The organism is Mesorhizobium sp. J8 (assembly GCF_016591715.1).
GTDB lineage: Bacteria > Pseudomonadota > Alphaproteobacteria > Rhizobiales > Rhizobiaceae > Mesorhizobium.
This window is the reverse complement of the sequence record NZ_AP024109.1, coordinates 180,186-202,966: the sequence shown is the minus strand read 5'-3', so window position 1 is coordinate 202,966 and position 22,781 is coordinate 180,186. Positions and strand designations below refer to the sequence as shown.

Genomic DNA, 22,781 nt, shown 5'->3' with positions numbered 1-22,781 from the left:
GGGTTTTTCTTATGCCCGATGTAACCAAAATGGCACCCGCGTAACCAAAGTGGTGACGCACGCTGAATGCCAGTCATCCAATCGAGAGAGTTTCACCGTGAACGCCACCGCTGGAAATCTTGAAACCCTTGAAGCCTCGCTGATGGCTGACATCGCCGCGGCCCCGGATGAAGCCGCGATCGAGGCGGTGCGCGTCTCGGCGCTGGGCAAGAAGGGCTCGGTCTCCGAAATGCTGAAGACGCTGGGCGCCATGACCGCCGAGGAGCGGCAGGTGAAGGGCCCGGCAATCAACGGGTTGAAGAACCGCATCACCGAGGCGCTCGCCCAGCGCAAGGCGGAGTTGAAGGACGTGGCGATCGCCGCACGGCTCGCCGCCGAGAAGCTCGATGTCACGCTCCCCGTCCGCCAGTCGCCGGCCGAGCGGGGCCGCATCCACCCGATCAGCCAGGTGATCGACGAGATCGCCGCGATCTTCGGCGATCTCGGCTTCTCGATCGCCGAGGGGCCGGATATCGAGACCGACTATTACAATTTCACTGCGCTGAATTTCCCGGAAGGCCATCCGGCGCGCGAGATGCACGACACCTTCTTCTTCCAGCCGGACGAGAAGGGCGAGCGCAAGCTTTTGCGCACGCACACCTCACCCGTGCAGATCCGCACCATGGAACGGCAGAAGCCGCCGATCCGCATCGTCATTCCCGGCAAGACCTATCGGCAGGATTCCGACGCCACGCACTCGCCGATGTTCCATCAGGTCGAGGGGCTGGTGGTCGACAAATCGGCCAATGTCGCCAACATGAAGTGGGTGCTGGAGGAGTTCTGCAAGGCCTTCTTCGAGGTGCCTTCGGTCAAGATGCGCTTCCGCCCGTCCTTCTTCCCGTTCACCGAGCCCAGCCTCGAGGTCGACATCCAGTGCGACCGCTCGCGCCCGGGCGAGGTGCGCTTCGGCGAAGGCACCGACTGGATGGAGATCCTGGGCTGCGGCATGGTGCATCCCAACGTGCTGCGCGCTGGCGGGCTCGATCCCGACGAATATCAGGGCTTTGCCTGGGGCATGGGCATCGACCGCATCGCCATGCTGAAATACGGCATGCCGGACCTGCGCGCCTTCTTCGATGCCGACGTGCGCTGGCTGTCGCATTACGGCTTCCGGCCACTCGACCTGCCGACGCTGTTCGGGGGACTGTCTGCATGACGGCACCACACACCGGCGGCTGCCGTTGCGGCGCGGTGCGGTTCGAGGCCTCGGCCGAGCCGCACCACATCAGCTATTGCCATTGCGGCGATTGCCGGCGCGCGACGGGCGCTCCGGTATCGGCCTTTGTCGGCTTCCTGGCCGACCAGGTCGCGCTCACCGGCAAATCGTTGAAGAGCTACCGCAACGGCCCGGTGGAGCGCTCGTTCTGCGGCATTTGCGGCTCGCCGATCGCCTATACCGACCGGCGGCTCGACAACCATATCTATTTCATGCTCGGCGCCATGGACATGCCGGCTTATTTCAAGCCGACGCTGCATGCCTATGTGCGCGAGCAACTGCCCTTCCTGCACATGCCGGACGATCTGCCCAGGCATCTGAAGACCAGCGTGCCCCGACCCGACCAACAAGGGTCGAACGGGCAAGGACCGAACGGAACAGAACCATGAAATTCACCCTCTCCTGGCTCAAGGACCATCTCGAGACCGACGCCTCGCTTGCCGAGATCGTCGAGCGGCTGACCGCGATCGGCCTCGAAGTCGAACATGTCGACGACAAGGCCGGCTTGAAGCCCTTCGTCATCGCCAAGGTGCTGACGGCGGTGCAGCACCCCGACGCCGACCGGCTGCGCGTGCTGACCGTCGACACCGGCGACGGCAAGCCGCCGGTGCAAGTCGTCTGCGGCGCGCCGAACGCTCGCGCCGGCCTGATCGGCGCCTTCGCCGCGCCCGGCACCTACATCCCGGGCATCGACGTGACGCTCTCGGTCGGCAAGATCCGCGGCGTCGAAAGCCACGGCATGATGTGCTCGGAACGCGAGCTGGAAATCTCCGACGAGCATAACGGCATCATCGATTTGCCCGAGGACGCGCCGGTCGGCACCAGCTTCGCGGCCTACGCGCATCTCGACGATCCGGTCATCGAGATCAATCTGACGCCGAACCGTCCGGACGCGACCAGCGTCTACGGCATCGCCCGCGACCTCGCGGCAAGCGGGCTTGGCCGCCTCACCGGCGGCGGGATCATGCCGCATGCCGGCAACGGCCTGTGCCCGGTGAAGGTCACGATCGAGGCGCCGGAGCTTTGCCCCGGCTTCGCGCTGACGCTGGTGAAGGGCGTGAAGAACGGTCCGTCGCCGAAGTGGCTGCAGCAGCGGCTGATCGCCATCGGGCTTCGACCGATCAGCGCGCTGGTCGACATCACCAACTACGTCACCTTCGACCGCGGCCGGCCGCTGCATGTCTTCGACGCCAAGAAAGTCGCCGGCAACCTCGTGGTGCGCCGCGCCAGGGAAGGCGAGAAGGTGCTGGCGCTCGACGGGCGCGAATACACGCTGACGCCGGAAATGTGCGTGATCGCCGACGACAATGGCGTCGAATCGATCGCCGGCATCATGGGCGGCGAGCATTCGGGCTGCGACGAGAACACCACCGACGTGCTGATCGAATCGGCGCTATGGGACCCGATCACCACCGCGCGGACCGGCCGCGCGCTCGGCATCATCACCGACGCGCGCTACCGCTTCGAGCGCGGCGTCGACCCGGAATTCATGGTGCCGGGCATCGAGCTCGCGACCAAGCTCGTGCTCGATTTCTGCGGCGGCGCGCCGTCTGAAATCGAGGTTGCCGGCTATGCCGGTCACAAGCCGAAAGTCGTGACCTTCCCACTGTCGGAAGTGAAAAGGCTGACCGGCATAGAGGTGCCGAGGGCCGAGGCGCTGGACATCTTGACCCGTCTCGGCTTCGAGCCGCAGGGCTCCGGCGAGGTCGTCAAGGTGAAGGTGCCGTCCTGGCGGCCGGATATCGACGGCAAGGCCGACCTCGTCGAGGAGGTGATGCGCATCCACGGCGTCGACAACATCGCGCCGCAGCCGCTCGCCTCGCATGACGCCGTCAACGGCAAGATCCTGACCACGCTGCAGGTGCGTACCCGCGCGGCCAAGCGGGCGCTCGCCGTGCGTGGCATGATGGAGGCTGTGACCTGGTCGTTCATCCCGGCAAAGCACGCAGAACTCTTCGGCGGCGGCCAGACGGGGCTGAAGCTCGCCAACCCGATCGCCGCCGACATGTCCGACATGCGGCCCTCGCTGCTGCCCGGGCTGATTTCCGCCGCGCAGCGCAATGCCGACCGCGGCATCGGCGACGTGGCGCTGTTCGAGGTCTCCGGCACCTATGAAGGCGACTTGGCCGACCAGCAGCGGCGCGTGGCCGCCGGCGTCAGGCGCGGCACCGCCAAGCTCGACGGTTCGGGCCGCAGCTGGGCCGGCAATGCCGGTCCAGTCGGCGTGTTCGACGCCAAGGCGGACGCGATCGCGGCGCTCGAAGCCTGCGGCGCGCCGGTCGACCGGCTGCAGATCGAGGCCGGCGGCCCGGCCTGGTATCATCCGGGACGCTCGGGCACGATCAAGCTCGGCCCCAAGACGGTGCTCGGCACCTTCGGCGAGTTCCATCCGAAGACGCTGGAAACGCTCGACGTGTCGGGGCCGCTCTGCGGCTTCGAGGTTTTCGTCGACGCCGTGCCGGAGCCGAAGGCCAAGCCGACGCGCACCAAGCCGAAGCTCGAGCTCTCGCCCTTCCAGGCGGTGAAGCGCGATTTCGCTTTCGTCGTCGACCGGACGGTCGAGGCCGGCACGCTGGTGCGGGCGGCCTTGGCCGCCGACAAGAAGCTGGTCACCGGCGTCTCGGTGTTCGACGTCTTCGAGGGCGCGTCGCTGGGCGCGGCCAAGAAGTCGATCGCCATCGAGGTGTCGATCCAGCCGGTCGAAAAGACGCTGACCGACGAGGATTTCGAAGCGCTCGCAAAACGCATCGTCGAGAACGTCAACAAGCAGACCGGCGGCGTGCTGCGAGCTTAGAGCGGCGCAACGCCGCTCTAAGCATTTGTCTCACGCAATTCCGGACGGAAAACCGCCCGACACTTTTCCTGGAATTGCTTTGGCGGATTGCGGAGCGACGGCGAATCGCCCTCCAAAGGGCGATGCACCATCTCCGCTACTCCGGGCTTCCGTTCGAAGAGCAGCGCGCGGCGTTCCTAAGGATCGTTGCGGCCGACCCGCTGCTCAGCGAAACGCTGGCGCGCGTGCGCCAGCTTGGGCTGCCGGACTGGCTGGTGGTTTCCGGCGCGCTCTATAACAGCGTCTGGAACCATCTGACCGGCAAGCCGCCGGGCTACGGCATCAAGGACGTCGACCTGTTCTATTTCGACGACGCCGACCTGTCCTACGAGGCCGAGGATGCCGTCATCAGGCGGGCGACGAAGCATTTCGAGGGGTTGCCGCTGCCGGTCGAGGTGCGCAACCAGGCGCGGGTGCATCTGTGGTATCCGCAAAAATTCGGGCAGGCGTGTCCGAGATATGCGAGTTCGAGCGAGTCGGTGAGCTATTTTGCGTCGAAGACGCATGCGGTGGGGGTGCGGTTCGGGAAGGGCGGAGCGTTGGAGTTGGTGGCGCCGTTCGGGCTGGATGATATTTTTTCGTTCCGCATCACACCGAATAGGGTGCTGGACAATCAGCGGACGCATGAGGCGAAAGGGAAGCGGGCCAGGGAGTGCTGGCCGGAGATTGAAGTGGTGCTTTGGTAGGCTAGGACAGGGAGCCTAATGTCGGCGGGACAGCACCCCCCTCTGCCCTGCCGGGCATCTCCCCCGCAAGGGGGGAGATTGGCAGCTTCATCGATGCCGCCCGTCCTGCAACGTTGGCGATTAGCGAAAGCGGCAGCGACATCTGATCTCCCCCCTTGCGGGGGAGATGGCCGGCAGGCCAGAGGGGGGTGCCTCGCGCCGACGTCTCAATAAAAAGGGCGCCGAAGCGCCCTCCCATTTGAGCATGTTTCGCACTCACCCATTAACCAGTGCCAGCAGCTCCTCCGTATAGCGCTTGCCGACCACCTTGTCGGGCGACAATGCATCGCCGATCGCCGCAACCTCGGCGGCGCTGAGCTCAATTCCGGCCGCCGCCGTGTTCTGCTCCAGGTGGCGGATCTTCCGCGCACCCGGAATCGGCACGATGAAATCGCCCTGGTGCAGCACCCAGGCGAGCGCCAGCTGCGCCGGCGTCACGCCCTTCTCGGCCGCCATCTTCTCCAGCACCGCGATTACGGCGTTGTTGGCCTCCATCGCTTCCGCCTGGAAGCGCGGCAGAGTGAGGCGCCAGTCGCCGGCGCCGAGCGCGTCGGGCCTTGCGATCGTGCCGGTGAGCAGGCCGCGGCCGAGCGGGCTGTAGGGCACAAAACCGATGCCGAGCTCGCGGCAGACGGCGAAGACCTCGTCCTCGGGCTCTCGGCTCCACAGCGAATATTCGCTCTGCACCGCTGCGATCGGGTGCACGGCATGCGCCCGGCGGAGCGTGGCCGCGCTCACCTCCGAAAGGCCAAGCGCCCGCACCTTGCCTTCGCGCACCAGCTCGGCCATGGCGCCGACCGTGTCCTCGATCGGCACGTTGGGGTCGACGCGGTGCTGGTAATAGAGGTCGATGACGTCGGTATCGAGCCGCTTCAGCGAAGCTTCCGCCACCGCCTTGACGTGCTCGGGACGGCTGTCGACGCCGATCATGCGGTCGGTGCCGGAGCCGTGCTCGGAAATCTTGAAGCCGAATTTGGTGGCGATGGTGACCTTGTCACGCACCGGCTTCAGCGCCTTGCCGAGCAGGATCTCGTTCTCGAAGGGGCCGTAGACTTCCGCCGTGTCGAAGAAGGTGACGCCGATCTCGACGGCGCGGCGCAGCGTGGCGATGGCCTCCGCCTCCGGCTGGCCGCCATAGCCGAAGCTCATGCCCATGCAGCCGAGGCCGACGGGGAAGACTTCGAGTTCAGTACCAAGTTTGCGGGTTTGCATGGCGCATCTCCTTGTTGCGATGGGCATGAGATAGCGCCAGGCATCTTGTTCGATAATTAGTTCTCTTTTGCACAGCTTGCTCTATAAAATAGAACAATGAACCGGACGAACCTCTCGCAGCTCGCCGTGCTCGCCACCGTCGCCCAATGCGCCAGCTTTCGCGGCGCGGCGCGCGAGCTCGGCATCGCGCCCTCGGCGGTGAGCCACGCGGTGTCGAGCCTGGAGGCGCGGCTCGGCGTACGATTGCTCGCCCGCAGCACGCGCAGCGTATCGCCCACCGAGGAAGGCGCGCAGCTGCTCGAACGGCTGCGGCCGGCGCTGTCCGAGATCGACCTAGCGCTGGAGACGGCGGCCGAGGCGCGCGACCGGCCGGCCGGCAATCTCAGGCTCAGCGTGCCGCGCACCGCCGCGCATCTGGTGCTGACGCCGCGCCTCGGCGCTTTCGCCGCCGCCTATCCCGAGATCGTGCTGGAGATCGTCATCGAGGATCGCTTCACCGATGTGGTCGAGGGCGGTTTCGACGCCGGCGTGCGGCTCGGCGAAAGCCTGCAGCGCGACATGATCGCGGTGCGCATCGGGCCCGACCTCCGCGGCGCGGTGGTCGGCTCGCCATCCTATTTCGCGACCAGCCGCAAGCCGCGCCATCCGCGCGAGCTCGCCGAGCACCGCTGCATCCGCTTCCGTTTCTCCAGCGGCATCATCTATCGCTGGGAATTCGAGAAGGACGGCGAGGAAATCGAGATTGCGGTCGAAGGGCCGCTGATCCTCGACGAGGACCATCTGATCGCCCAGGCGGCGGTCGATGGCGCCGGACTTGCCTTCGTCTTCGAGCCCTATGTGCGGGCGCCGCTCGCCGACGGCAGGCTGATCCGCGTGCTGGAGGACTGGTGCCCGTCCTTCGACGGCTTCTTCGTCTATTATCCCAGCCGCCGGCAGATGCGGCCGGCGCTGAGGGCGTTCGTGGATTTCTTCAAGGTGAGCGGGTGAGCCCCACCCTCCCCCTTGTGGGGAGGGTAAGGCTCCGGAAGAAAGCCCACCCCGGCTTCGTTCGCCTCTCCATGCAATCCCTCACCAACACCCCCACCCGCTACGGCTGGGCGACGATCGTCCTTCACTGGCTGATCGGCATCATCTTCATCGGCCAGTTCGCGCTCGGCGTCGTCATGGTGCGCACGATAAGCCAGCGCACGTCCTTCGAGCTGATCCAGCTGCACAAATCCATCGGTTTCCTGCTGCTGGGGCTGATCATCCTGCGCATCGCCTGGCGGTTCGGCAATGCGGTGCCGGCGCTGCCGGCCTCGGTCGGAACGCTGGAGTGCAGGGCCGCGCCGCTGGTGCATTTCGCGCTCTATGCCTTCCAGATCGCGCTGCCGCTCTCCGGCTGGGCGCTGGTATCGGTGTCGACGCTGGAGATCCCGACCATGCCGTTCGACCTCTTTGTGATGCCCAATCTGCCGCTCGCCGAATCCGATGCCGCGGAAAACTTCTGGTCGGCGGCGCATTGGTATCTGGCCTATGCCGGCATCGTGCTGGTGGCGCTGCATATCGCGGCGGCGCTGCGCCATCATTTCCTGCTGCGCGACACGGTGCTGACGCGCATGATCACACCTTCGTCAGGCGGGGAATAGAACCGCTCCCTCTTTCGTTGGTGGGCGAGAACGCAGAAAAAGCGTATCCGCGGAAGGACGAAATCCATGAACACGCGCATCCTCGGATTGGCGGCTTTCGCCGCTTGCCTTGCCGTGCCTGCCGTTGCCGCGGTGGCGCTCAGCGACGCTGCCGGCAGCTACACGATCAGCCCGTCGGGCTCCTCGATCCGCTTCACCATCGGCAAGGCCGGCGGCGGCGGCTTCGACGGCGCCTTCGGCCGCTTCAAGGGCACGATCCGCATCGACAACGGCGATGTCGGCCGCTCCAAGGTCGACCTCACCATCTATCCCGAAAGCGTCGGCACCGGACAGGGCCGCATCGACCAATTCCTGCGCTCCGATGCGGTGTTTGACGCGGCCAACAATCCCGAAATCCAGTTCCGATCCACAAACGTGACGCGCACCGGCGACACCACCGCCGTGGTCACCGGGCGGCTGACGGCGCGCGGCAAGACGTTCCCGGAAAAATTCACCGCCGAGCTCGGCGGCTTGAAGGGCGGGACCATCAGGTTCCACGTCACCGGCAAGGTGCTGCGGTCGCGCTATGGCATGGATGTCGGCACGCCGCTCTATTCCAACGTTGTCGATTTCGACATGACGCTGACGGGGAGAAGGGGCTGAGCGCCATTTCCTCGCCCCCGCGAAGCGGGCTCCGCAACGAACTCATGTTCCGTGACTGACGGATTGGGCCTCGGCTTGATTGCGACGTGGTTCCCCCAATCCGTCGCTGCTTCGCAGCGCCACCTTTCCCCCTCCGGAGGGAAAGGAAGGGAGCGTTGCTGGACGAGCGTTGACGGCTAAGAAAGCTTGGCGCCTTTCCTCTCCCCCGGCGATCGGGGGAGAGCGACTATCTGGCGTGTCAAGTTGCATTTGCGAACTCGGTTCTCGCGTCGCGTGCTTTTGCGTTGAGGATGACGAGAAGTTTTCTGGCGAGTGCGATGCGGATGAGCATTTTGGGCTTTCCCGCCTGCTGCAACCGTTGAGCGAACGCTTTGAGATGCGGATCGAACTTGGCGACGATGGCCGCGACGACAAAGAGGATGCCACGCGGTCCGGCTCGTCCGCCGCGCACATGCCTGTTGCCGGCGCGCCTGCCGCTGTCGTTGGCGATAGGGGCGAGGCCCGCCAGCTTGGTGATGGCCTTGTTGGAGATGAGGCCGATCTCGGGCAGCTCGGCCATCAGGCGGGCAACAGTGCGGCCAGCCACACCCTTGAGCGAACGAAAGGCCGACCCCAGCTTGGCCCACAGTGGATCGTCGTCGATCATCGAGGCGATCTCGCCTTCCAGACGCCGCTCTTCGCGCTTGAGGAAGGCCAGCATGGCCTCGATGCTGGCGCATACCTCGGCATCGCGTGCGGCGCTTTTGCGCTGTTTGTTGATGGTGGCATCGCCGACAACCTGGCAAAGCCGCCCAACCAGCGCAGCAAGGCGCTGCTGGGAATTACTGGGCGGTGGGGTCGGAGCCGTCTTCTTGACTGCGCCATAATGGGCAATGACAGCAGCGTCGATCCGGTCGGTCTTCTCCAAATAGCCCATCGCCTCGGCAAAGCGCCGCACGCTTCTGGCATTGACCAGGGCGCATGGCATGCCGTGCGCCCACAAAAGCATGAAGCCAAGCCGCTCATAGCCGCCCGATGCCTCCATCACCGCAACGGCCGCGCCGTGGCTGCGACAGAACAGCCAAAGAGCTGCGATCCCCGTTGCATCGTTGGCGAAGCGCTCTATCGCCCCACTCGGCCAGACATGCGCGTCCAGCCAATCCTTGGAAACATCAACTCCACAAATGATCCTGTTCACGGTAACCTGCCTTGTACGTACGGTTGGAACCAAGCGACTGTTCGGTCGTGCGTGACGAAGGCGAAGATCCCAAGCTCTCCCGCGGCTGTAACCTCAGGTGGTACGGGCGACTTCGCCAAGCCAAGGTCCGGCTGGCCGGCCGGACCTTGGCTCAACCGCTTCAATCCCACGAAATCTCTCTCGTGTAGATACAAGGTGGCTCGGCGAAGCCGAGACGGAGTGGGGGTCGACCAGCGCTACACTAGACAATGCATGCGCCGAGGTGCACGGAGCGTCTGCGATTGGCTTTTCCCTCGATTTCGGGCAAACCTCGTTGCCTGCAAACCGACATGGAGAAGCGTGATGTTCCGATGGGGTGTTCTGTCGACGGCGAAGATCGGCCGCGAGCAGCTTTTGCCGGCAATCGTGGATTCCGAGAACGGCGTCCTGTCGGAGATCGCCAGCCGCGACCTGTCGAAGGCCAAGGCGCTGGGAGAGCGTTTCGGCGCCCGCCATGCTTTCGGCTCCTATGAGGAACTGCTTGCCTCCCCGGACGTGGACGGCGTCTACATTCCGCTGCCGACATCGCAGCATGTCGAATGGACGGCAAAGGCGATCGAAGCGGGAAAGCATGTGCTGGTGGAAAAGCCTCTCGCGCTCGACGCCAAGGACATCCCGCCGCTGATCAAGTTGCGCGACCAGAAGAAGGTGCTGGTCTGCGAGGCCTTCATGGTCGTCTACCACCCGCAATGGATCAAGGTACGCGATCTCATCGCCGGCGGGGCCATCGGCCGGCTGCGCCACGTCCAGGGCGCGTTCTCCTATTATAATGTCGACCCTACGAACATGCGCAACCAGCTCGATCTCGGCGGCGGCGCGCTGCCCGACATCGGCGTCTATCCGACGGTGTCGACGCGCTTCTCGACCGGCAAGGAGCCGCTGCGCGTCCAAGCCAATATCGAGCGCGACAAGACCTTCGGCACCGACATCTACTCCTCGATCCGCGCCGATTTCGGTGACTTCGAGCTGTCCTTCTATCTCTCGACGCAGATGGCGGCGCGGCAATCGATGGTATTCCACGGCGAGAAAGGCTTCATCGAGGTGTTCGCCCCCTTCAACGCCGGGCTCTACGACCACCACCGCATCGAACTGCACAACCAGAACCACACCGAGGCGCAGGTGTTCCGCTTCCCCGGCACGCAGCAATACCGGCTGGAATGCGAAGCCTTCGTGCGCGCCGCCCAGGGCGGCAAGGACCGCGTCTTCACGCTGGAGGAATCGGTGCTGAACCAGAAGGTCATCGACGCCATCTTCCGCGCCGGCGAGAAGGACGGCTGGGAGCTGGTGTAGCGCTTCCGACTAAGTTTGCCGGCTGATTCTGGGAGGGAAAATGGCTGACGCGGACGTGATCATTGTCGGCGCGGGGCTGGCGGGCCTCGTCGCCGCGGCCGAGCTGACCGACGCCGGCAGGAACATCATCATCGTCGACCAGGAGCCGGAACAATCGCTGGGCGGCCAGGCCTTCTGGTCGTTCGGCGGATTGTTCCTGGTCGATTCGCCAGAGCAGCGGCGCATGCGCATCCGCGATTCGCACGACCTCGCGCTCGAGGACTGGATGGGCACGGCCGCCTTCGACCGGCCGGAGGATTTCTGGCCGCGGCAATGGGCTGAAGCCTATGTCGGCTTCGCCGCCGGCGAGAAGCGCTCATGGCTGATCGAGCGCGGGCTGAAATTCTTCCCCGTGGTCGGCTGGGCCGAACGCGGCGGCGGCAATGCCGTCGGCCACGGCAATTCGGTGCCGCGATTCCACATCACCTGGGGCACCGGCCCCGGCGTGCTCGAACCTTTCGTGCAGCGCGTGCGCGAAGCGCAGAAGCGCGGACTGGTCGAGTTCAGGTTCCGCCACCGGGTCAACGAGATCATCCGCACCGGCGACACGGTGACGGGCGTGCGCGGCGATGTGCTCGAAGCCAGCAGCGTCGAGCGCGGCCGCAAGAGCTCGCGCGCGGTGACAGGAGACTTCGAGCTCCATGCGCAGGCGGTGATCGTCGCTTCCGGCGGCATCGGCGGCAATCACGAGCTGGTCCGCAAGAATTGGCCTGAGCGCCTGGGCGCGCCGCCGAAGCGCATGATCACCGGTGTGCCCGACCATGTTGACGGCCGTATGCTGGCGATCACGGAAGCGGCCGGGGGCAGGGTCATCAACCGCGACCGCATGTGGCACTATGTCGAAGGCATCAAGAACTGGTCGCCGATCTGGTCCGGGCACGCGATCCGCATCCTGCCCGGCCCGTCCTCGCTCTGGCTCGACGCGCGCGGCAACCGGCTGCCGGTGCCGCTTTATCCGGGCTTCGACACGTTGGGCACGCTCAGCCACATCATGGGCACCGGCTTCGACTATTCCTGGTTCATCCTGACCAGGAAGATCATCCAGAAGGAGTTCGCGCTGTCGGGCTCCGAGCAGAACCCGGACCTCACGGGAAAAAGCTGGCGGCAGGTGCTGGGCCGCGCGACCTCAGGCATACCCGGCCCGGTGAAAGCCTTCATGGAAAAGGGCGAGGATTTCGTCGTCGAGGCCGATCTTGCGAAGCTGGTCAAGCGCATGAACGCGCTGGCCGGCGGCGAGCCGCTGCTCGACGTCGCCCAGGTCGAGCGCGAGATACGCGCCCGCGACAGGCAGCTAGACAACCCCTTCTCCAAGGATGCGCAGATCACGGCGCTGCGCGGCGCGCGCGCCTATCTCGGCGACAGGCTGATCCGCACGGCAAAGCCGCACAAGATGCTCGACCCGGCGAACGGCCCGCTGATCGCGGTGCGCCTCAACATCCTGACCCGCAAGACGTTGGGCGGGCTGGAGACCGATCTCGACAGCCGGGTGCTCGACGCCGCCGGGCAGCCGGTGCCGGGTCTCTATGCGGTGGGCGAGGTCGCCGGCTTCGGCGGCGGCGGCATGCATGGCTATGCGGCGCTGGAAGGCACATTTCTCGGCGGCTGCATCTTTTCCGGCAGGAGCGCGGGGCGGGCGGCGGCGGCCACGATTGCGTGAACGGAGGGCGCGGATGGTCGCCGGCTCGGCGACAACGCTGTAGGCTTTTCCGGACAACCCGACTGAAGTCCCAACTCCAATCATGACGGGAGCAGCATGCGCATCATCGTCTATGGGATTGGCGCCGTCGGCGGCGCCATCGCGGCCCAGCTGAGTTTTTCAGGCTACACGGTGCTCGGCATCGCCCGCGGCAGGCAGCTCGACGCCATCCGCGCCTCGGGACTGTCCCTTTCAACCCCGCAAGGCACCAGGACCGCGCGCTTTCCCGTCCATGCCGACCCATCGGAGATTTCCTTCGAGCCGGACGATATCGTGCTGCTGACGATGAAAACGCCTGATACGCCCGGGGCGCTGCAGCGGCTCAACGCCGCCGGCGTCACGGCGCAGCCGGTGTGCTGCTTCCAGAACGGCGTCGCCAACGAGGCGATGGCCTTGCGTTTCTTCGCCAATGTCTATGGCGCGACGGTGATGCTGCCGGCCGATTACGACACGCCCGGTCAGGTCGCGGCCTATTTCGCGCCCAAGATCGGCGCCTTCGATATCGGCCGCTATCCTTCCGGAACCGACGACACGGCCGAGAAACTGTGCGGGGTTCTGAGCGCCTCCGGTTTCATCGTCGACCCCAGGGACAATGTGATGAGCAGCAAGTACCGCAAGCTGCTCGCCAACCTTCGCAACATCATCGACGCGGCGCTGGGCGAGACCGAGCTGCAGCGGAAATGGTATGCCAAGGCGCGCGCCGAAGCCGAGGCGGTGCTCACCGCCGCCGGGATCGACTGGGACAAGACCGACGCCATGGCGCGCGAGGAATTGACCATCACCGCCATCGCCGGCCGAACGCGTGTCGGCTCCTCGACGCTGCAGAGCATCGTGCGCGGGACCGGCTCCCTCGAAACCGACTTCCTCAACGGCGAGATCGTGCTTCTCGGGCGGCTGCACGGCATGGCGACGCCCGTCAACTCAGCCCTATGCAAACTGTCGGTCGAGTTGGCCAGCGGCCGGATGCGGCCGCAATCGGCCGGCGACGACACGATCGTCGCCATGATCGGCAGAACCGGCTGATCGCCCGAGACGATCAAAAAAATAAGACCCGGCCCGGGAATCCTTTGGAGGCCATGGAACGTCTTCCTGACGCAGACCCGCAAACAGGAGACGACCATGACTTACAATCTCATCCGCTACAGCGTGAAAGACGCAAGCATCGCCGAGAACCGGGCGCTGGTGGCAAAAGTGTTCGAGGCGCTGGATGAAACGCGGCCGCAAACCTTGCGCTATCTGGTGCTCGAACTGGAGAATGGCGAGTTCGTCCACATCGTCGGCTACGACAAGGACAGCTCGGCGCTGACCGAGCTCGACGCGTTCAAGGCGTTCGGCGCCGATCATGCCGCGCGACGTTCGACGCCGCTTGCCAGGTCGCCGGCGAAGATCGTCGGCGACTATCGTATGCTGGCCGGGGCCGATGAGGCCGTGCCGGCCTGACCAGGGCACGGCGTATGATCGGCGAGGCGAGAACGAGGACGATGAGCGCAGCGAAATTCGACCGCGCAGAACTCGAATCCATGCTTGTCGGGCTGCGCCCGAAGCTGCACCGCTATGCCGCGCGCATGGCCGGCTCGGCTATCGAGGGCGAGGACATCGTGCAGGAGGCGGTGGTGAAGGCGCTGGCCGCCCATGATGCCGGCGCTCTCGTCGAACGTCCCGAGCAGTGGCTGTTCCGCATCGCCCACAACGCGGCGCAGGATCACCTGCGCCGCCGCCAGCGGGAACGTTCCCGAACGAGCGAGGCCGACATGACCGCAATAGCCGACCTCTCCGCCAGCGCCGAGACGAGACTCGCGACCGCGGCGAGCCTGCGCAGCTTCATGCGGCTGACGCCGACGCAGCGCAGCGCCGTGATCCTGACCGACGTGCTCGGCCTCAGCCTTTCCGAAACCTGCGAGGTGACGGGCGCGACGCTCGCCGCCGTCAAGGCGGCGCTGCATCGCGGCCGGGCGGAGCTGAAGGCGCTGGCGGCGCTGGCGGGCGACATGACCGTGCCGAAGCTCGATCCGGAGGAGGAGCGCCGGTTGCGTCGCTATGTCGACCTGTTCAACGCGCGCGATTTCGACGCGATCAGGAGGCTGATCGCCGAGGACGTCCAGGTCGACGTCGTCAACCGCACCCGGCTCAACGGCAAGAAGGAAGCCTCGACCTATTTCGGCAATTACGAACGCATTAGCGGCTGGGCGCTGTTGCTCGGCTTCGTCGATGGCCGGCCGGCGATCCTTATCCGCAACCCCCAGGCGGACAATGCCGTGCGAGGCTTCGTGCTGATCGACTGGCGCCGCGAGGAGGTCGTGCGCATCCGCGACTTCCGCCACGTGCCGTACTGCCTCGAGAATGCCGACATCCGCCCTATAGCCGTTTGATCGCCGCGTGAGGCGCTGCCCACATCAAATCATCGTGAAGTCGCGCGATCGTCACGGATCGGCCATCAGTGCAGCAGCATAGGCCTGCTCGAAGTCGGCCAGTTCCCCAGTCCCAAACGCCTCGGCAGGATCATTTCACCGTCCGCGAAGAAGGGCGCCTGGCCGGACGCCGTTAGTTTTTGTCTTTTCACCAATCACGCAGCGGGCAGATACGAGCCCGCGAGGTTTTCTGATGTCCCTCACCGAAGCCACCAAGCCCGCCAAGCAGAACTCCCGCCAGGCCAAAGCAGCGAGCGCAGCGCCGGCGCGCGAGCAGATCCTGATCGGCCCCGATTTCATCCAGAAGAGCGAGCCGGACGAAAGGCTCGACCGGTTCTTCGGCGACCTAGCGAGCCGCTTCGACGCCGCGCCCGCGGTCATTTCCGGCGGCCGCGCGTGGTCGTACCGCGAGATGAACAACCGCGCCAACCAGTTCGCGCATCTTCTGATCGAGCGCGGCGTCAAGCCGGGCGACCGGATCGGCCTTTTGCTTGACCGCTCCGCCGAGACATACATCGCCGTGCTGGCCGTCATGAAAGCCGGGGCGGCCTTCGTGCCCTTAGCCACCGCGTTTCCCGAAGACCGCATGGTGATGATCATCGACGACGCCAATGTCACGCTGGTGATCAGCGTCTCGGGCTATGCGGCGCGCGTTGCGCGCCTGCCTGTGCCGCATATCTCGATCGACTCCGCGGAGTCCGAAATCGCGCTCCAGCCGGAAACAGTGCCCTTGCCGGACGGCGTCCAGGATCAAACCTGCTACATCCTCTATACATCCGGCACCACCGGCAAGCCGAAAGGCGTTGTCATCACCCATGAGAGCTTCTGCAACTTCATCCGCGTCGCGGCGGCGTCCTACGGCTATCAACCGGGCGATCGGGTTTACCAGGGCATGACCATTGCCTTCGACTTTTCCTCGGAGGAGATCTGGGTGCCGTTCACCGCTGGCGCCACGGTCGTGCCGGCCCCGGGTCAGCAGCCCCTCGTCGGCGAGGAACTCGCCGCTTTCCTGCGCGAACACCAGATCACATGCATGGCCTGCAGCCCGACCCTTTTGTCGTCGATCGAGAGCGACGCGCCGAGCCTGCGCGCGATCCTGGTCGGTGGCGAAGCCTGCTCGCATAAACTCGTGACGCGTTGGGCGAAGCCTGGCCGCCAGATCCTGAACACCTACGGCCCGACCGAAGCCACGGTCACCGCCACCATGGCGTTGCTGACGCCGGACGAGCCGGTGACGATCGGCAGGCCGCTGCCCACCTATTCGATAGCCATCCTCGACCCGGAAAAGCCGACGGTGCTGACCGGCGATCAGCTGGGGGAAATCTGCATCGGCGGCATGGGCGTGGCGGTCGGCTATCTCAACCGGCCGGAACTGACTGACCAGAAATTCATCCAGGATTTCATCGGGCTGCCGAACAATCCCAGCGGCCGCATCTACCGGACTGGCGACCTCGGCCGGATCAACGACAAGGGCGAGATCGAATATCACGGCCGCATCGACACACAGGTGAAGATCCGAGGCTATCGTATCGAACTGGGCGAGATCGAGGCCGTGCTGCTTGACCAGCCAGGCATCGCGCAGGCGGCGGTCACGACCTGGGAGATCGAACCCGAGCGCACGGAACTTGTCGGCTACTACGCGCCCAAGGCCGGCGGCGAAGGGGCGGATCGCACCGCGCTCGTGCAGGAGCTGAAGCGCCGGCTGCCGGATTACATGGTTCCGGCCTATCTGGAGCAGTTGCCCGCGATCCCGATGACGGTCTCCAACAAGGTCGACCTGAGGAAATTGCCGAAACCGACCAGCGCGCGTGTCGCATCCGGCCATGCGATGGTCGACCCGCGCAACGAGGACGAGACCTTCCTGGTGGAGGCGCTGCAGGACGTGCTGAAGTTCGAGGATATCTCCATCGAGGATCACTTCTTCGACGATCTCGGCGCGAACTCTCTTTTGATGGCCAGATTCTGCGCCCGCATCCGCGCCCGCAAGGCGTGGTCGACGACGTCGATGCGCGACATCTACCTGCATCCGACGGTCGCCAAGCTCTCCGATTACCTGCGTGAGCCGCAAACGACCGCTATCGCCGCGAGCGAGCCGATGCTGACGCACCGGGCGTCCAATCTTGCCATTTGGGCAACGGGATTCGGCCAGTTGCTGTTCTACGCGGTCTACAGTTATGTCGCGCTTTGGGCGATCAATGACGGCCTCAACTGGGTCTATGATGCCCTGGACGATCCGGGCGTCCTTTACATGCGCTGCGTTATTTTGTCCGCCGGCGTGTTCTTCGGATTGAGCGGCTTCGCCATAGCCGCCAAATGGCTGCTGGTCGGCCGCTGGAAAGCCGAAACCTTCCCGATCTGGGGCTGGCGGTATTACCGCTTCTGGATCGTGAAGACACTGGTCCGCAGCGCTCCGGTCGTGCTGTTCCGGGGCAGCCCCCTTTACAGCCTCTATTTGCGCCTGCTCGGCGCCAGGCTTGGCGAACGCACCGTCATCGAATGCCGCGCCGTTCCGGTCTGCACCGACCTGATCACGATCGGCGACAACTCGATCCTGCGCAAGGAATCGATGATCCTCGGCTTCCGAGCCCAGGCGGGCTATATCCACACCGGCCCGGTCAACGTCGGCAACAACGCCTTCGTCGGCGTCGGCTCGACACTGGACATCGACACCCGCATCGGCGACGGCGCCCAGCTCGGCCATGCTTCATCGCTGCATCGTGGACAGACCATTCCGGCGGGGGAGCGCAGGCACGGCTCGCCGGCGATCCCGACCGAGGCGGATTACTGCACCGTCCCCAACGTACCGCTGTCGAGGGTGCGCCGGGTCATCTATGAGGCGATCCAGCTCTTCATCCTCTTCGCCATCGTCACGCCTTTTCCGCTGCTCTTCCACGCCTATTGGGAAAATGTCGGCGACGACTATCAGGAGACGATCGGTCTGGTGGCGATCGGCACCACGGTCACGGTGGCGGGCTTCATCGTCGGCGGGGTGCTGCTGGCGACCGTCGTGCCAAGGCTGTTCAACCTCATGCTGAAGCCCGGCCGGAACTATTCGCTTTACGGCTTCCACTACTGGCTGCAATCGATGCTCGAGCTGGTGAGCAATGTGCGCCTGCTGAACGTCCTGTTCGGCGACAGCTCGGCCATCGTCTACTACCTGCGCGCTTTGGGCTGGCAGCTGAACAAGGTTGACCAGACCGGCTCGAATTTCGGCACCAACCAGCGGCACGAGAATCCGCAGCTCAGCGAAATCGGCTCGAAAACCATGGTGTCCGACGGTCTGTTCATGGTCAACATGCAGAAGTCGGCCAACTCCTTCCGCCTCGAGCACACGCGGGTCGGCGAGCGCAACTTCTTCGGCAACAACATCATCTATTCACCGGATTCCCGCGTCGGCGACAATTGCCTGCTCGGAACCAAGGTCCACGTGCCGGTGGACGGTCCCATGCGCGAGAATGTCGGGCTGCTGGGCTCGCCGCCCTTCGAGATTCCGCGCATGGTCAATCGCGACAAGGAGCTTCTCGGGTTGATCTCCGACAAGGAGCGCAGCCGCCGCCTGCCGCGGAAAAATTTGCACAATCTCGTCACCGCGCTGATGTTCGTGGCCGCGCAATGGGTGATCCTGTTCCTGACGCTCGCCATCTGGGACCGGGCGCTCAACTACTATACCGAATGGGGCGAGACGGCGCTGTTCGTCGCGGTGGTGCTGACCACGGCGATCGGCATTCCGTTCTACATCTTCCTCGAGCGCGCCAGCCTCGCCTTCCGCAGGCTGAAGCCCAGGATGGCGACGATCTACGACCCGGTTTTCTGGCGGCACGAACGCCATTGGAAGCTGTCCGATTCGCCGATCATGGGACTGTTCACCGGCACCCCGTTCCGACCGCTGATCCTGCGCCTGCTGGGTGTGAAGGTCGGGCTGCGGCTATACGACGGCGGCTGCATCATAACCGAGCGCTCGCTGGTGGAGATCGGCGATGACGTTACCCTCAACGAGGGCTGCGTGATCCAGCCGCACTCGCTGGAGGAAGGCGCGTTCAAATCCGACTACATCCGCATCGGCAATGGCTGCACGCTGGCGCCCTCCGCCTTCGTTCACTACGCGGTGGTGATGGGCGAGGGATCCGTGGCCGACGTCGACTGCTTCGTCATGAAGGGCGAAGTCCTCGAGCCGAACACCGTCTGGCGCGGCAACCCGGCGAAGCTTTACGGCGTCGTGACGCCGATCGATGCCCGCACGATGGAAATCGGGCACGCCCCGTGACGCGCGCCGCCGGCACGAGCGACCAGCCGGTTGTCCTGGAGCCAGTCGGCAAGGGCAACCGGGCGGCGATACTGGCGCTCGAGCTGTCGCCCCAACAACAAGGCTTCGTCGCTTCCAACGCGGACTCGCTGGCCGAGGCCCGCCAGGATGACGAAGCCATCCCTCGCGCCGTGGTCGCCGAAGGGCGCGTCGTCGGATTCCTGATGTACAGCGCGCCGGACGACGATGACGAAGCGATCATCTATCGTTTCATGATCGACCGGCGCGAGCAGGGCAAGGGTCTTGGCCGCGCCGCCGTCGCCAAGGCGCTGGAAGAGATTGCGCGCCTTGGCCATGTCCACCGCGTCTCGATCTGCTATGAGCCGGAAAACGAGGCGGCGCGCCGGCTTTACGCGAGCTTCGGTTTCGTGGAGCAGGGACGGGACGAAGACGGCGAGATGATCGCCGTGCTCGAATTGGGCGGATAGGGCGTTGAACACCCCACCGAACGAGGCGCGGCCGGATATCGAGCTGGCGGTCGATCGCGCATTGACGGGCCTCGCGCCGCCTGGCCTGATCACCGGTTGCCGTCTCATTCGCGCCGGGGACGAGCAACATCTCCTGCCGGCGGAAAGCGCTTCCATCGCTGCACGCGAGCCCCGCTCGCGCGCCGCCAGCGGGGCGGGTCGCCAGGTGGCGCACGAATTGCTCCGGCGGCTTGGCTGCGCCGATCCCGCGGTGCCGCGCGGCCGACTGGGAAACCCGGCCTGGCCGGCGGGCATCATCGGTTCGATAGCGCATGACGACGATCTCGCCGTGGCGGTCGCCGGGCGATCCGGCGCCATGAGAAGCGTGGGCGTCGACATCGAACCCGCCCTGCCCTTGCCTCGGGAGCTGGAGGCGATCGTGGCCACGCCTCGAGACCGCTTGGGCGATCTTGAGGCCGGCACAGGCGGCCGGGTCCTGTTTGCCGTCAAGGAGGCGGTCTACAAGGCATCGTTTCCGCTCGACGGCCGCGTCCTGGGTTTCGAAGACATCGCCGTAGATTTCGAAGCAGGCGAGGCGGTCACGTCGTCCGGCCGCAGGCTGACCGTGCGCTTCGCCATCTCGCCCAGGATCCTGGCGCTGGCATATACGGCATAAGCCGCGTCGCTCATCCCGGCTTCCGCCCGTCTCACAAGACGGTTCTCATCCAGGCCAGGAAAGTCTCCATCACCGCGGCTCGCGGATTATGCTGCATCCACACGACATAAAAGCTGTAGCCCGGCAAGGATAAGGGATGGGCTTTGACGAGCGAGCCGCTTGCCAGCTCGCGGCCGACGACGACGTCGCTCAGGATCGCGATGCCTTGCCCGGCGACCACCGCGTCGATCGCATGCAGCTCCTCGCGGAAGCTCAGATCCCAGGCCTTGTCGGGAATCAGGTCGGGATCGATCGAGCGGGCCGTCGCCAGCCATCGGCGCCAGGTCGGCGCGTCCGGATCCCGGTTCATCCAGTCGAAATGGACCAGCGGATAGCGCAGCAGATCGGCGGCCCGCTCGACGGCCCGCCCATCGCTTGCCAGCAATCGCGGACTGCAGATGGGAAAGAAGGAATCGCGGCAGAGCTCTTGTGCCTGAAAGCCGACAGGCGGTCGCCGTGTGTAGCGGATCGCCACATCCGCGGCGCCGGCGCGCAGATCGAGGACCGCGTCCGTCCCGATGATCTCCAGCGACACGGCCGGGTTGGCCTCCCGCCATTTCGGCAAGCGCGGCACCAGCCACCGGCTGGCGAAAGCGTTCGGGCTCGTCACCCGCAGCGGCGTCTGGACGTCCGCTTCGGCGACCGCGGCCAGGGAGCCGGCGAGAAGATCGAAGCCATCACGCAGGATCGGGAACAGCCGCGTTCCCGCGCTCGTCAGCACCAGCGGGCGCGGCCGGCGCTGGAACAACTTTCGGCCGCATATCTCTTCCAGCAGGCGGACCTGGTGGCTGATTGCCGTCGGCGTCACGCCGAGCTCCGCCGCCGCGGCCTTGAAGCTGCCATGCCGGGCGGCGGCCTCGAAAGCGTGCAACGCGCGGAGCGGCGGGCTGTTCCTCATGCGGGCAGTGTAGATGAATTCAGCTCATCCAGTAGCTAAGAATTTCGCTTTTGCGGAAGGTCGGGTGTCTGTGAGACCGTAGGCCCAGCTGGAACCGAGGGCGACGACGATGGAGCTTCCGCGACAGACCGATAGCTTATCGGGCCGATTCCCGTCCTCGGACGCCGCGATCGCGGGACTACGGCAGCGCTTGCAAGGCGAACTGGTAATGCCGACGGACGCCGGTTACGACCAGGCGCGCAGAGTGTGGAACGGGGCGATCGACAAAAGGCCCGCGGCAATCGTCTTTTGCGCCAGTCCCGAAGACGTCATCCTTGCCGTGACCTGTGCCAGGTCGCAAGGCTGCCTCGTGGCCGTTCGCAGCGGCGGCCACAATGTCGCCGGCCTGTCGGTCTGCGACGACGGCATGGTGATCGACCTGTCGCGCATGAAGACAATTGCCGTCGATCCCGAACGCCGCGTCGCCAGGGCCGAAGCCGGACTGACCCTGGCCGAGTTCGATGCCGCCACGCAGGCGCATGGGCTGGCGACGACCATGGGCGTCAACGGCGACACCGGCATTGCCGGCCTGACGCTCGGCGGCGGCTTCGGCAAGCTCGGGCGCAAGCATGGACTGAGCTGCGACAATCTGATCGCCGCTGAAATCGTCACCGCCGACGGACGGCTGTTGCGGACCAGCGCCGGCGAGCATCCAGACCTGTTCTGGGCGTTGCACGGCGGCGGCGGTAATTTCGGCATCGTGACGGCGTTCGAATACCGGCTGCACCCGCTCGGCCCCGACCTCCTCGTGGCCTCGGTCCTTCACCCCTACAAGGATGCACGCGAGGCCATGCGCTTCTACGACACATTCTCCCGCGATGCCCCGGACGAAGTGAGCGTCGATGCCGCGCTCGTCACACTGCCCTCCGGCGAGCGCGGCTTCAGCATCTCGGCCTGCTACGCCGGGCCGCCCGAAGCGGGCGAGCCTGTCATCGCGCCGCTGATGAAATTCGGATCTCCCATCGATGGCCGCCTCCAGGCCATCCCCTACCTCCAAATTCAATCGGCTGGCGACAGCCTCTTTCCACGCGGGCGACGCTATTACTGGAAGGCGCAGTTCCTGCGCGCAATCAGCGATGGCGCGATCGAGGCGCTGCTCGAGGCTTACGCCAAGGCTCCCAATCGCTCGTCCCTGCTGGTCTTCCAGCAGGTCGGCGGCGCGATCGCCCGCGTGCCCGCTTCGGACTCGCCCTACGCCAACCGCGATGCGGCGCTCGACTGCTTCCCGATCGCCATCTGGGACGATCCGGCCGATGACGCGGCCAATATCGGATGGGCGCGCGAGCTTTGGAATGCGGTCCGGCCATTCTCAACCGGCGGTGTTTATGCCAACAATCTCGGCGACGAGGGCGACGAACGCGTGCGCGATGCCTATGGCGCCAACTATGCGCGCCTCGCCGCCGTCAAGAAGCAGTACGACCCGACCAATTTCTTCCGGTTGAACCAGAACATCAGGCCTGGATAATTCGCAAATT

Annotated in this window: 19 protein-coding genes; 16 read left to right on the top strand and 3 right to left on the bottom strand. The window is 65.4% G+C overall.

What is annotated here, in order from left to right:
• Positions 1 to 142: 142 nt before the first annotated feature.
• The 4 genes from pheS to MJ8_RS01020 all read left to right on the top strand — a co-directional run bounded on the left by pheS (position 143) and on the right by MJ8_RS01020 (position 4,774).
• Complete coding sequence (gene pheS, locus MJ8_RS01035) at positions 143 to 1,195, top strand: phenylalanine--tRNA ligase subunit alpha (RefSeq protein WP_225248098.1); 1,053 nt, start codon at positions 143 to 145, stop codon at positions 1,193 to 1,195.
• Positions 1,192 to 1,644, top strand: coding sequence for a GFA family protein (locus MJ8_RS01030; protein WP_201412685.1), 453 nt, complete (start codon positions 1,192 to 1,194; stop codon positions 1,642 to 1,644). Before pheS ends, MJ8_RS01030 begins: the two co-directional genes overlap by 4 nt.
• Positions 1,641 to 4,049: a phenylalanine--tRNA ligase subunit beta gene (gene pheT / locus MJ8_RS01025; RefSeq protein WP_201412684.1), complete on the top strand. Its 2,409-nt coding sequence runs from the start codon at positions 1,641 to 1,643 to the stop codon at positions 4,047 to 4,049. The genes MJ8_RS01030 and pheT overlap by 4 nt, the downstream gene beginning before the upstream one ends.
• 122 nt (positions 4,050 to 4,171) lie before the next feature.
• Positions 4,172 to 4,774: a nucleotidyltransferase family protein gene (locus MJ8_RS01020; protein ID WP_201412683.1), complete on the top strand. Its 603-nt coding sequence runs from the start codon at positions 4,172 to 4,174 to the stop codon at positions 4,772 to 4,774.
• 255 nt (positions 4,775 to 5,029) lie between these two features.
• Here the strand turns inward: MJ8_RS01020 and MJ8_RS01015 are convergent, their stop codons facing one another.
• Positions 5,030 to 6,025 (bottom strand): aldo/keto reductase, encoded by a 996-nt coding sequence (locus MJ8_RS01015; RefSeq protein WP_201412682.1) that lies wholly within the window; start codon positions 6,023 to 6,025, stop codon positions 5,030 to 5,032.
• Between the two features lie 96 nt (positions 6,026 to 6,121).
• On the opposite strand from MJ8_RS01015, the gene MJ8_RS01010 reads away from it, so the two are divergent.
• The 3 genes from MJ8_RS01010 (at position 6,122) to MJ8_RS01000 (ending at position 8,295) form a co-directional block, all read left to right on the top strand.
• Positions 6,122 to 7,012, top strand: coding sequence for a LysR family transcriptional regulator (locus MJ8_RS01010; protein ID WP_201412681.1), 891 nt, complete (start codon positions 6,122 to 6,124; stop codon positions 7,010 to 7,012).
• 71 nt (positions 7,013 to 7,083) lie between these two features.
• Positions 7,084 to 7,653 (top strand): cytochrome b, encoded by a 570-nt coding sequence (locus tag MJ8_RS01005; protein ID WP_201412680.1) that lies wholly within the window; start codon positions 7,084 to 7,086, stop codon positions 7,651 to 7,653.
• A 66-nt stretch (positions 7,654 to 7,719) separates the two neighbouring features.
• Entirely contained in the window at positions 7,720 to 8,295 is a 576-nt protein-coding gene (locus MJ8_RS01000) for a YceI family protein (protein WP_201412679.1), read from the top strand.
• A gap of 238 nt (positions 8,296 to 8,533) precedes the next feature.
• Here the strand turns inward: MJ8_RS01000 and MJ8_RS00995 are convergent, their stop codons facing one another.
• Positions 8,534 to 9,472 carry an IS110 family transposase gene (locus MJ8_RS00995; protein WP_201412284.1) on the bottom strand — a complete coding sequence of 313 codons (939 nt, stop codon included), beginning with the start codon at positions 9,470 to 9,472 and terminating at the stop codon, positions 8,534 to 8,536.
• 342 nt (positions 9,473 to 9,814) lie between these two features.
• On the opposite strand from MJ8_RS00995, the gene MJ8_RS00990 reads away from it, so the two are divergent.
• The 8 genes from MJ8_RS00990 to MJ8_RS00955 all read left to right on the top strand — a co-directional run bounded on the left by MJ8_RS00990 (position 9,815) and on the right by MJ8_RS00955 (position 20,330).
• Positions 9,815 to 10,801 carry a Gfo/Idh/MocA family protein gene (locus tag MJ8_RS00990; RefSeq protein ID WP_201412678.1) on the top strand — a complete coding sequence of 329 codons (987 nt, stop codon included), beginning with the start codon at positions 9,815 to 9,817 and terminating at the stop codon, positions 10,799 to 10,801.
• A 40-nt stretch (positions 10,802 to 10,841) separates the two neighbouring features.
• Positions 10,842 to 12,497 carry an FAD-binding dehydrogenase gene (locus tag MJ8_RS00985; RefSeq protein WP_201412677.1) on the top strand — a complete coding sequence of 552 codons (1,656 nt, stop codon included), beginning with the start codon at positions 10,842 to 10,844 and terminating at the stop codon, positions 12,495 to 12,497.
• Positions 12,498 to 12,593: 96 nt separating this feature from the next.
• On the top strand, positions 12,594 to 13,559 hold the full coding sequence (locus MJ8_RS00980) for a ketopantoate reductase family protein (RefSeq protein WP_201412676.1): 966 nt from the start codon (positions 12,594 to 12,596) through the stop codon (positions 13,557 to 13,559).
• A 96-nt stretch (positions 13,560 to 13,655) separates the two neighbouring features.
• Positions 13,656 to 13,976 (top strand): hypothetical protein, encoded by a 321-nt coding sequence (locus MJ8_RS00975; RefSeq protein WP_225248097.1) that lies wholly within the window; start codon positions 13,656 to 13,658, stop codon positions 13,974 to 13,976.
• A gap of 41 nt (positions 13,977 to 14,017) precedes the next feature.
• Complete coding sequence (locus tag MJ8_RS00970; RefSeq protein ID WP_201412675.1) at positions 14,018 to 14,905, top strand: RNA polymerase sigma factor; 888 nt, start codon at positions 14,018 to 14,020, stop codon at positions 14,903 to 14,905.
• Between the two features lie 232 nt (positions 14,906 to 15,137).
• Entirely contained in the window at positions 15,138 to 19,208 is a 4,071-nt protein-coding gene (locus tag MJ8_RS00965; RefSeq protein ID WP_201412674.1) for a Pls/PosA family non-ribosomal peptide synthetase, read from the top strand.
• On the top strand, positions 19,205 to 19,675 hold the full coding sequence (locus tag MJ8_RS00960) for a GNAT family N-acetyltransferase (RefSeq protein WP_201412673.1): 471 nt from the start codon (positions 19,205 to 19,207) through the stop codon (positions 19,673 to 19,675). Before MJ8_RS00965 ends, MJ8_RS00960 begins: the two co-directional genes overlap by 4 nt.
• A gap of 4 nt (positions 19,676 to 19,679) precedes the next feature.
• The gene (locus tag MJ8_RS00955) at positions 19,680 to 20,330 is read left to right on the top strand and encodes a 4'-phosphopantetheinyl transferase family protein (protein ID WP_201412672.1); all 651 of its coding nucleotides are present in this window, start codon (positions 19,680 to 19,682) and stop codon (positions 20,328 to 20,330) included.
• A gap of 31 nt (positions 20,331 to 20,361) precedes the next feature.
• Here the strand turns inward: MJ8_RS00955 and MJ8_RS00950 are convergent, their stop codons facing one another.
• The gene (locus MJ8_RS00950; protein WP_201412671.1) at positions 20,362 to 21,267 is read right to left on the bottom strand and encodes a LysR substrate-binding domain-containing protein; all 906 of its coding nucleotides are present in this window, start codon (positions 21,265 to 21,267) and stop codon (positions 20,362 to 20,364) included.
• Between the two features lie 208 nt (positions 21,268 to 21,475).
• Here MJ8_RS00950 and MJ8_RS00945 point away from each other — a divergent pair, with 208 nt between their 5' ends.
• Positions 21,476 to 22,771: an FAD-binding oxidoreductase gene (locus MJ8_RS00945; protein WP_225248096.1), complete on the top strand. Its 1,296-nt coding sequence runs from the start codon at positions 21,476 to 21,478 to the stop codon at positions 22,769 to 22,771.
• Positions 22,772 to 22,781 lie beyond the last annotated feature (10 nt).

Coding starts and splice junctions, on each gene's coding strand:
- MJ8_RS01015 (WP_201412682.1), bottom strand. CDS start 6,025: ATGCAAACCCGCAAACTTGGTACTGAACTCGAAGTCTTCCCCGTCGGC.
- MJ8_RS00980 (WP_201412676.1), top strand. CDS start 12,594: ATGCGCATCATCGTCTATGGGATTGGCGCCGTCGGCGGCGCCATCGCG.
- MJ8_RS01005 (WP_201412680.1), top strand. CDS start 7,084: ATGCAATCCCTCACCAACACCCCCACCCGCTACGGCTGGGCGACGATC.
- MJ8_RS00945 (WP_225248096.1), top strand. CDS start 21,476: ATGCCGACGGACGCCGGTTACGACCAGGCGCGCAGAGTGTGGAACGGG.
- MJ8_RS00975 (WP_225248097.1), top strand. CDS start 13,656: ATGACTTACAATCTCATCCGCTACAGCGTGAAAGACGCAAGCATCGCC.
- MJ8_RS01030 (WP_201412685.1), top strand. CDS start 1,192: ATGACGGCACCACACACCGGCGGCTGCCGTTGCGGCGCGGTGCGGTTC.
- MJ8_RS01020 (WP_201412683.1), top strand. CDS start 4,172: ATGCACCATCTCCGCTACTCCGGGCTTCCGTTCGAAGAGCAGCGCGCG.
- MJ8_RS01000 (WP_201412679.1), top strand. CDS start 7,720: ATGAACACGCGCATCCTCGGATTGGCGGCTTTCGCCGCTTGCCTTGCC.
- pheT (WP_201412684.1), top strand. CDS start 1,641: ATGAAATTCACCCTCTCCTGGCTCAAGGACCATCTCGAGACCGACGCC.
- MJ8_RS00965 (WP_201412674.1), top strand. CDS start 15,138: ATGTCCCTCACCGAAGCCACCAAGCCCGCCAAGCAGAACTCCCGCCAG.
- MJ8_RS00985 (WP_201412677.1), top strand. CDS start 10,842: ATGGCTGACGCGGACGTGATCATTGTCGGCGCGGGGCTGGCGGGCCTC.
- MJ8_RS00970 (WP_201412675.1), top strand. CDS start 14,018: ATGAGCGCAGCGAAATTCGACCGCGCAGAACTCGAATCCATGCTTGTC.
- pheS (WP_225248098.1), top strand. CDS start 143: ATGGCTGACATCGCCGCGGCCCCGGATGAAGCCGCGATCGAGGCGGTG.
- MJ8_RS00990 (WP_201412678.1), top strand. CDS start 9,815: ATGTTCCGATGGGGTGTTCTGTCGACGGCGAAGATCGGCCGCGAGCAG.
- MJ8_RS00950 (WP_201412671.1), bottom strand. CDS start 21,267: ATGAGGAACAGCCCGCCGCTCCGCGCGTTGCACGCTTTCGAGGCCGCC.
- MJ8_RS01010 (WP_201412681.1), top strand. CDS start 6,122: ATGAACCGGACGAACCTCTCGCAGCTCGCCGTGCTCGCCACCGTCGCC.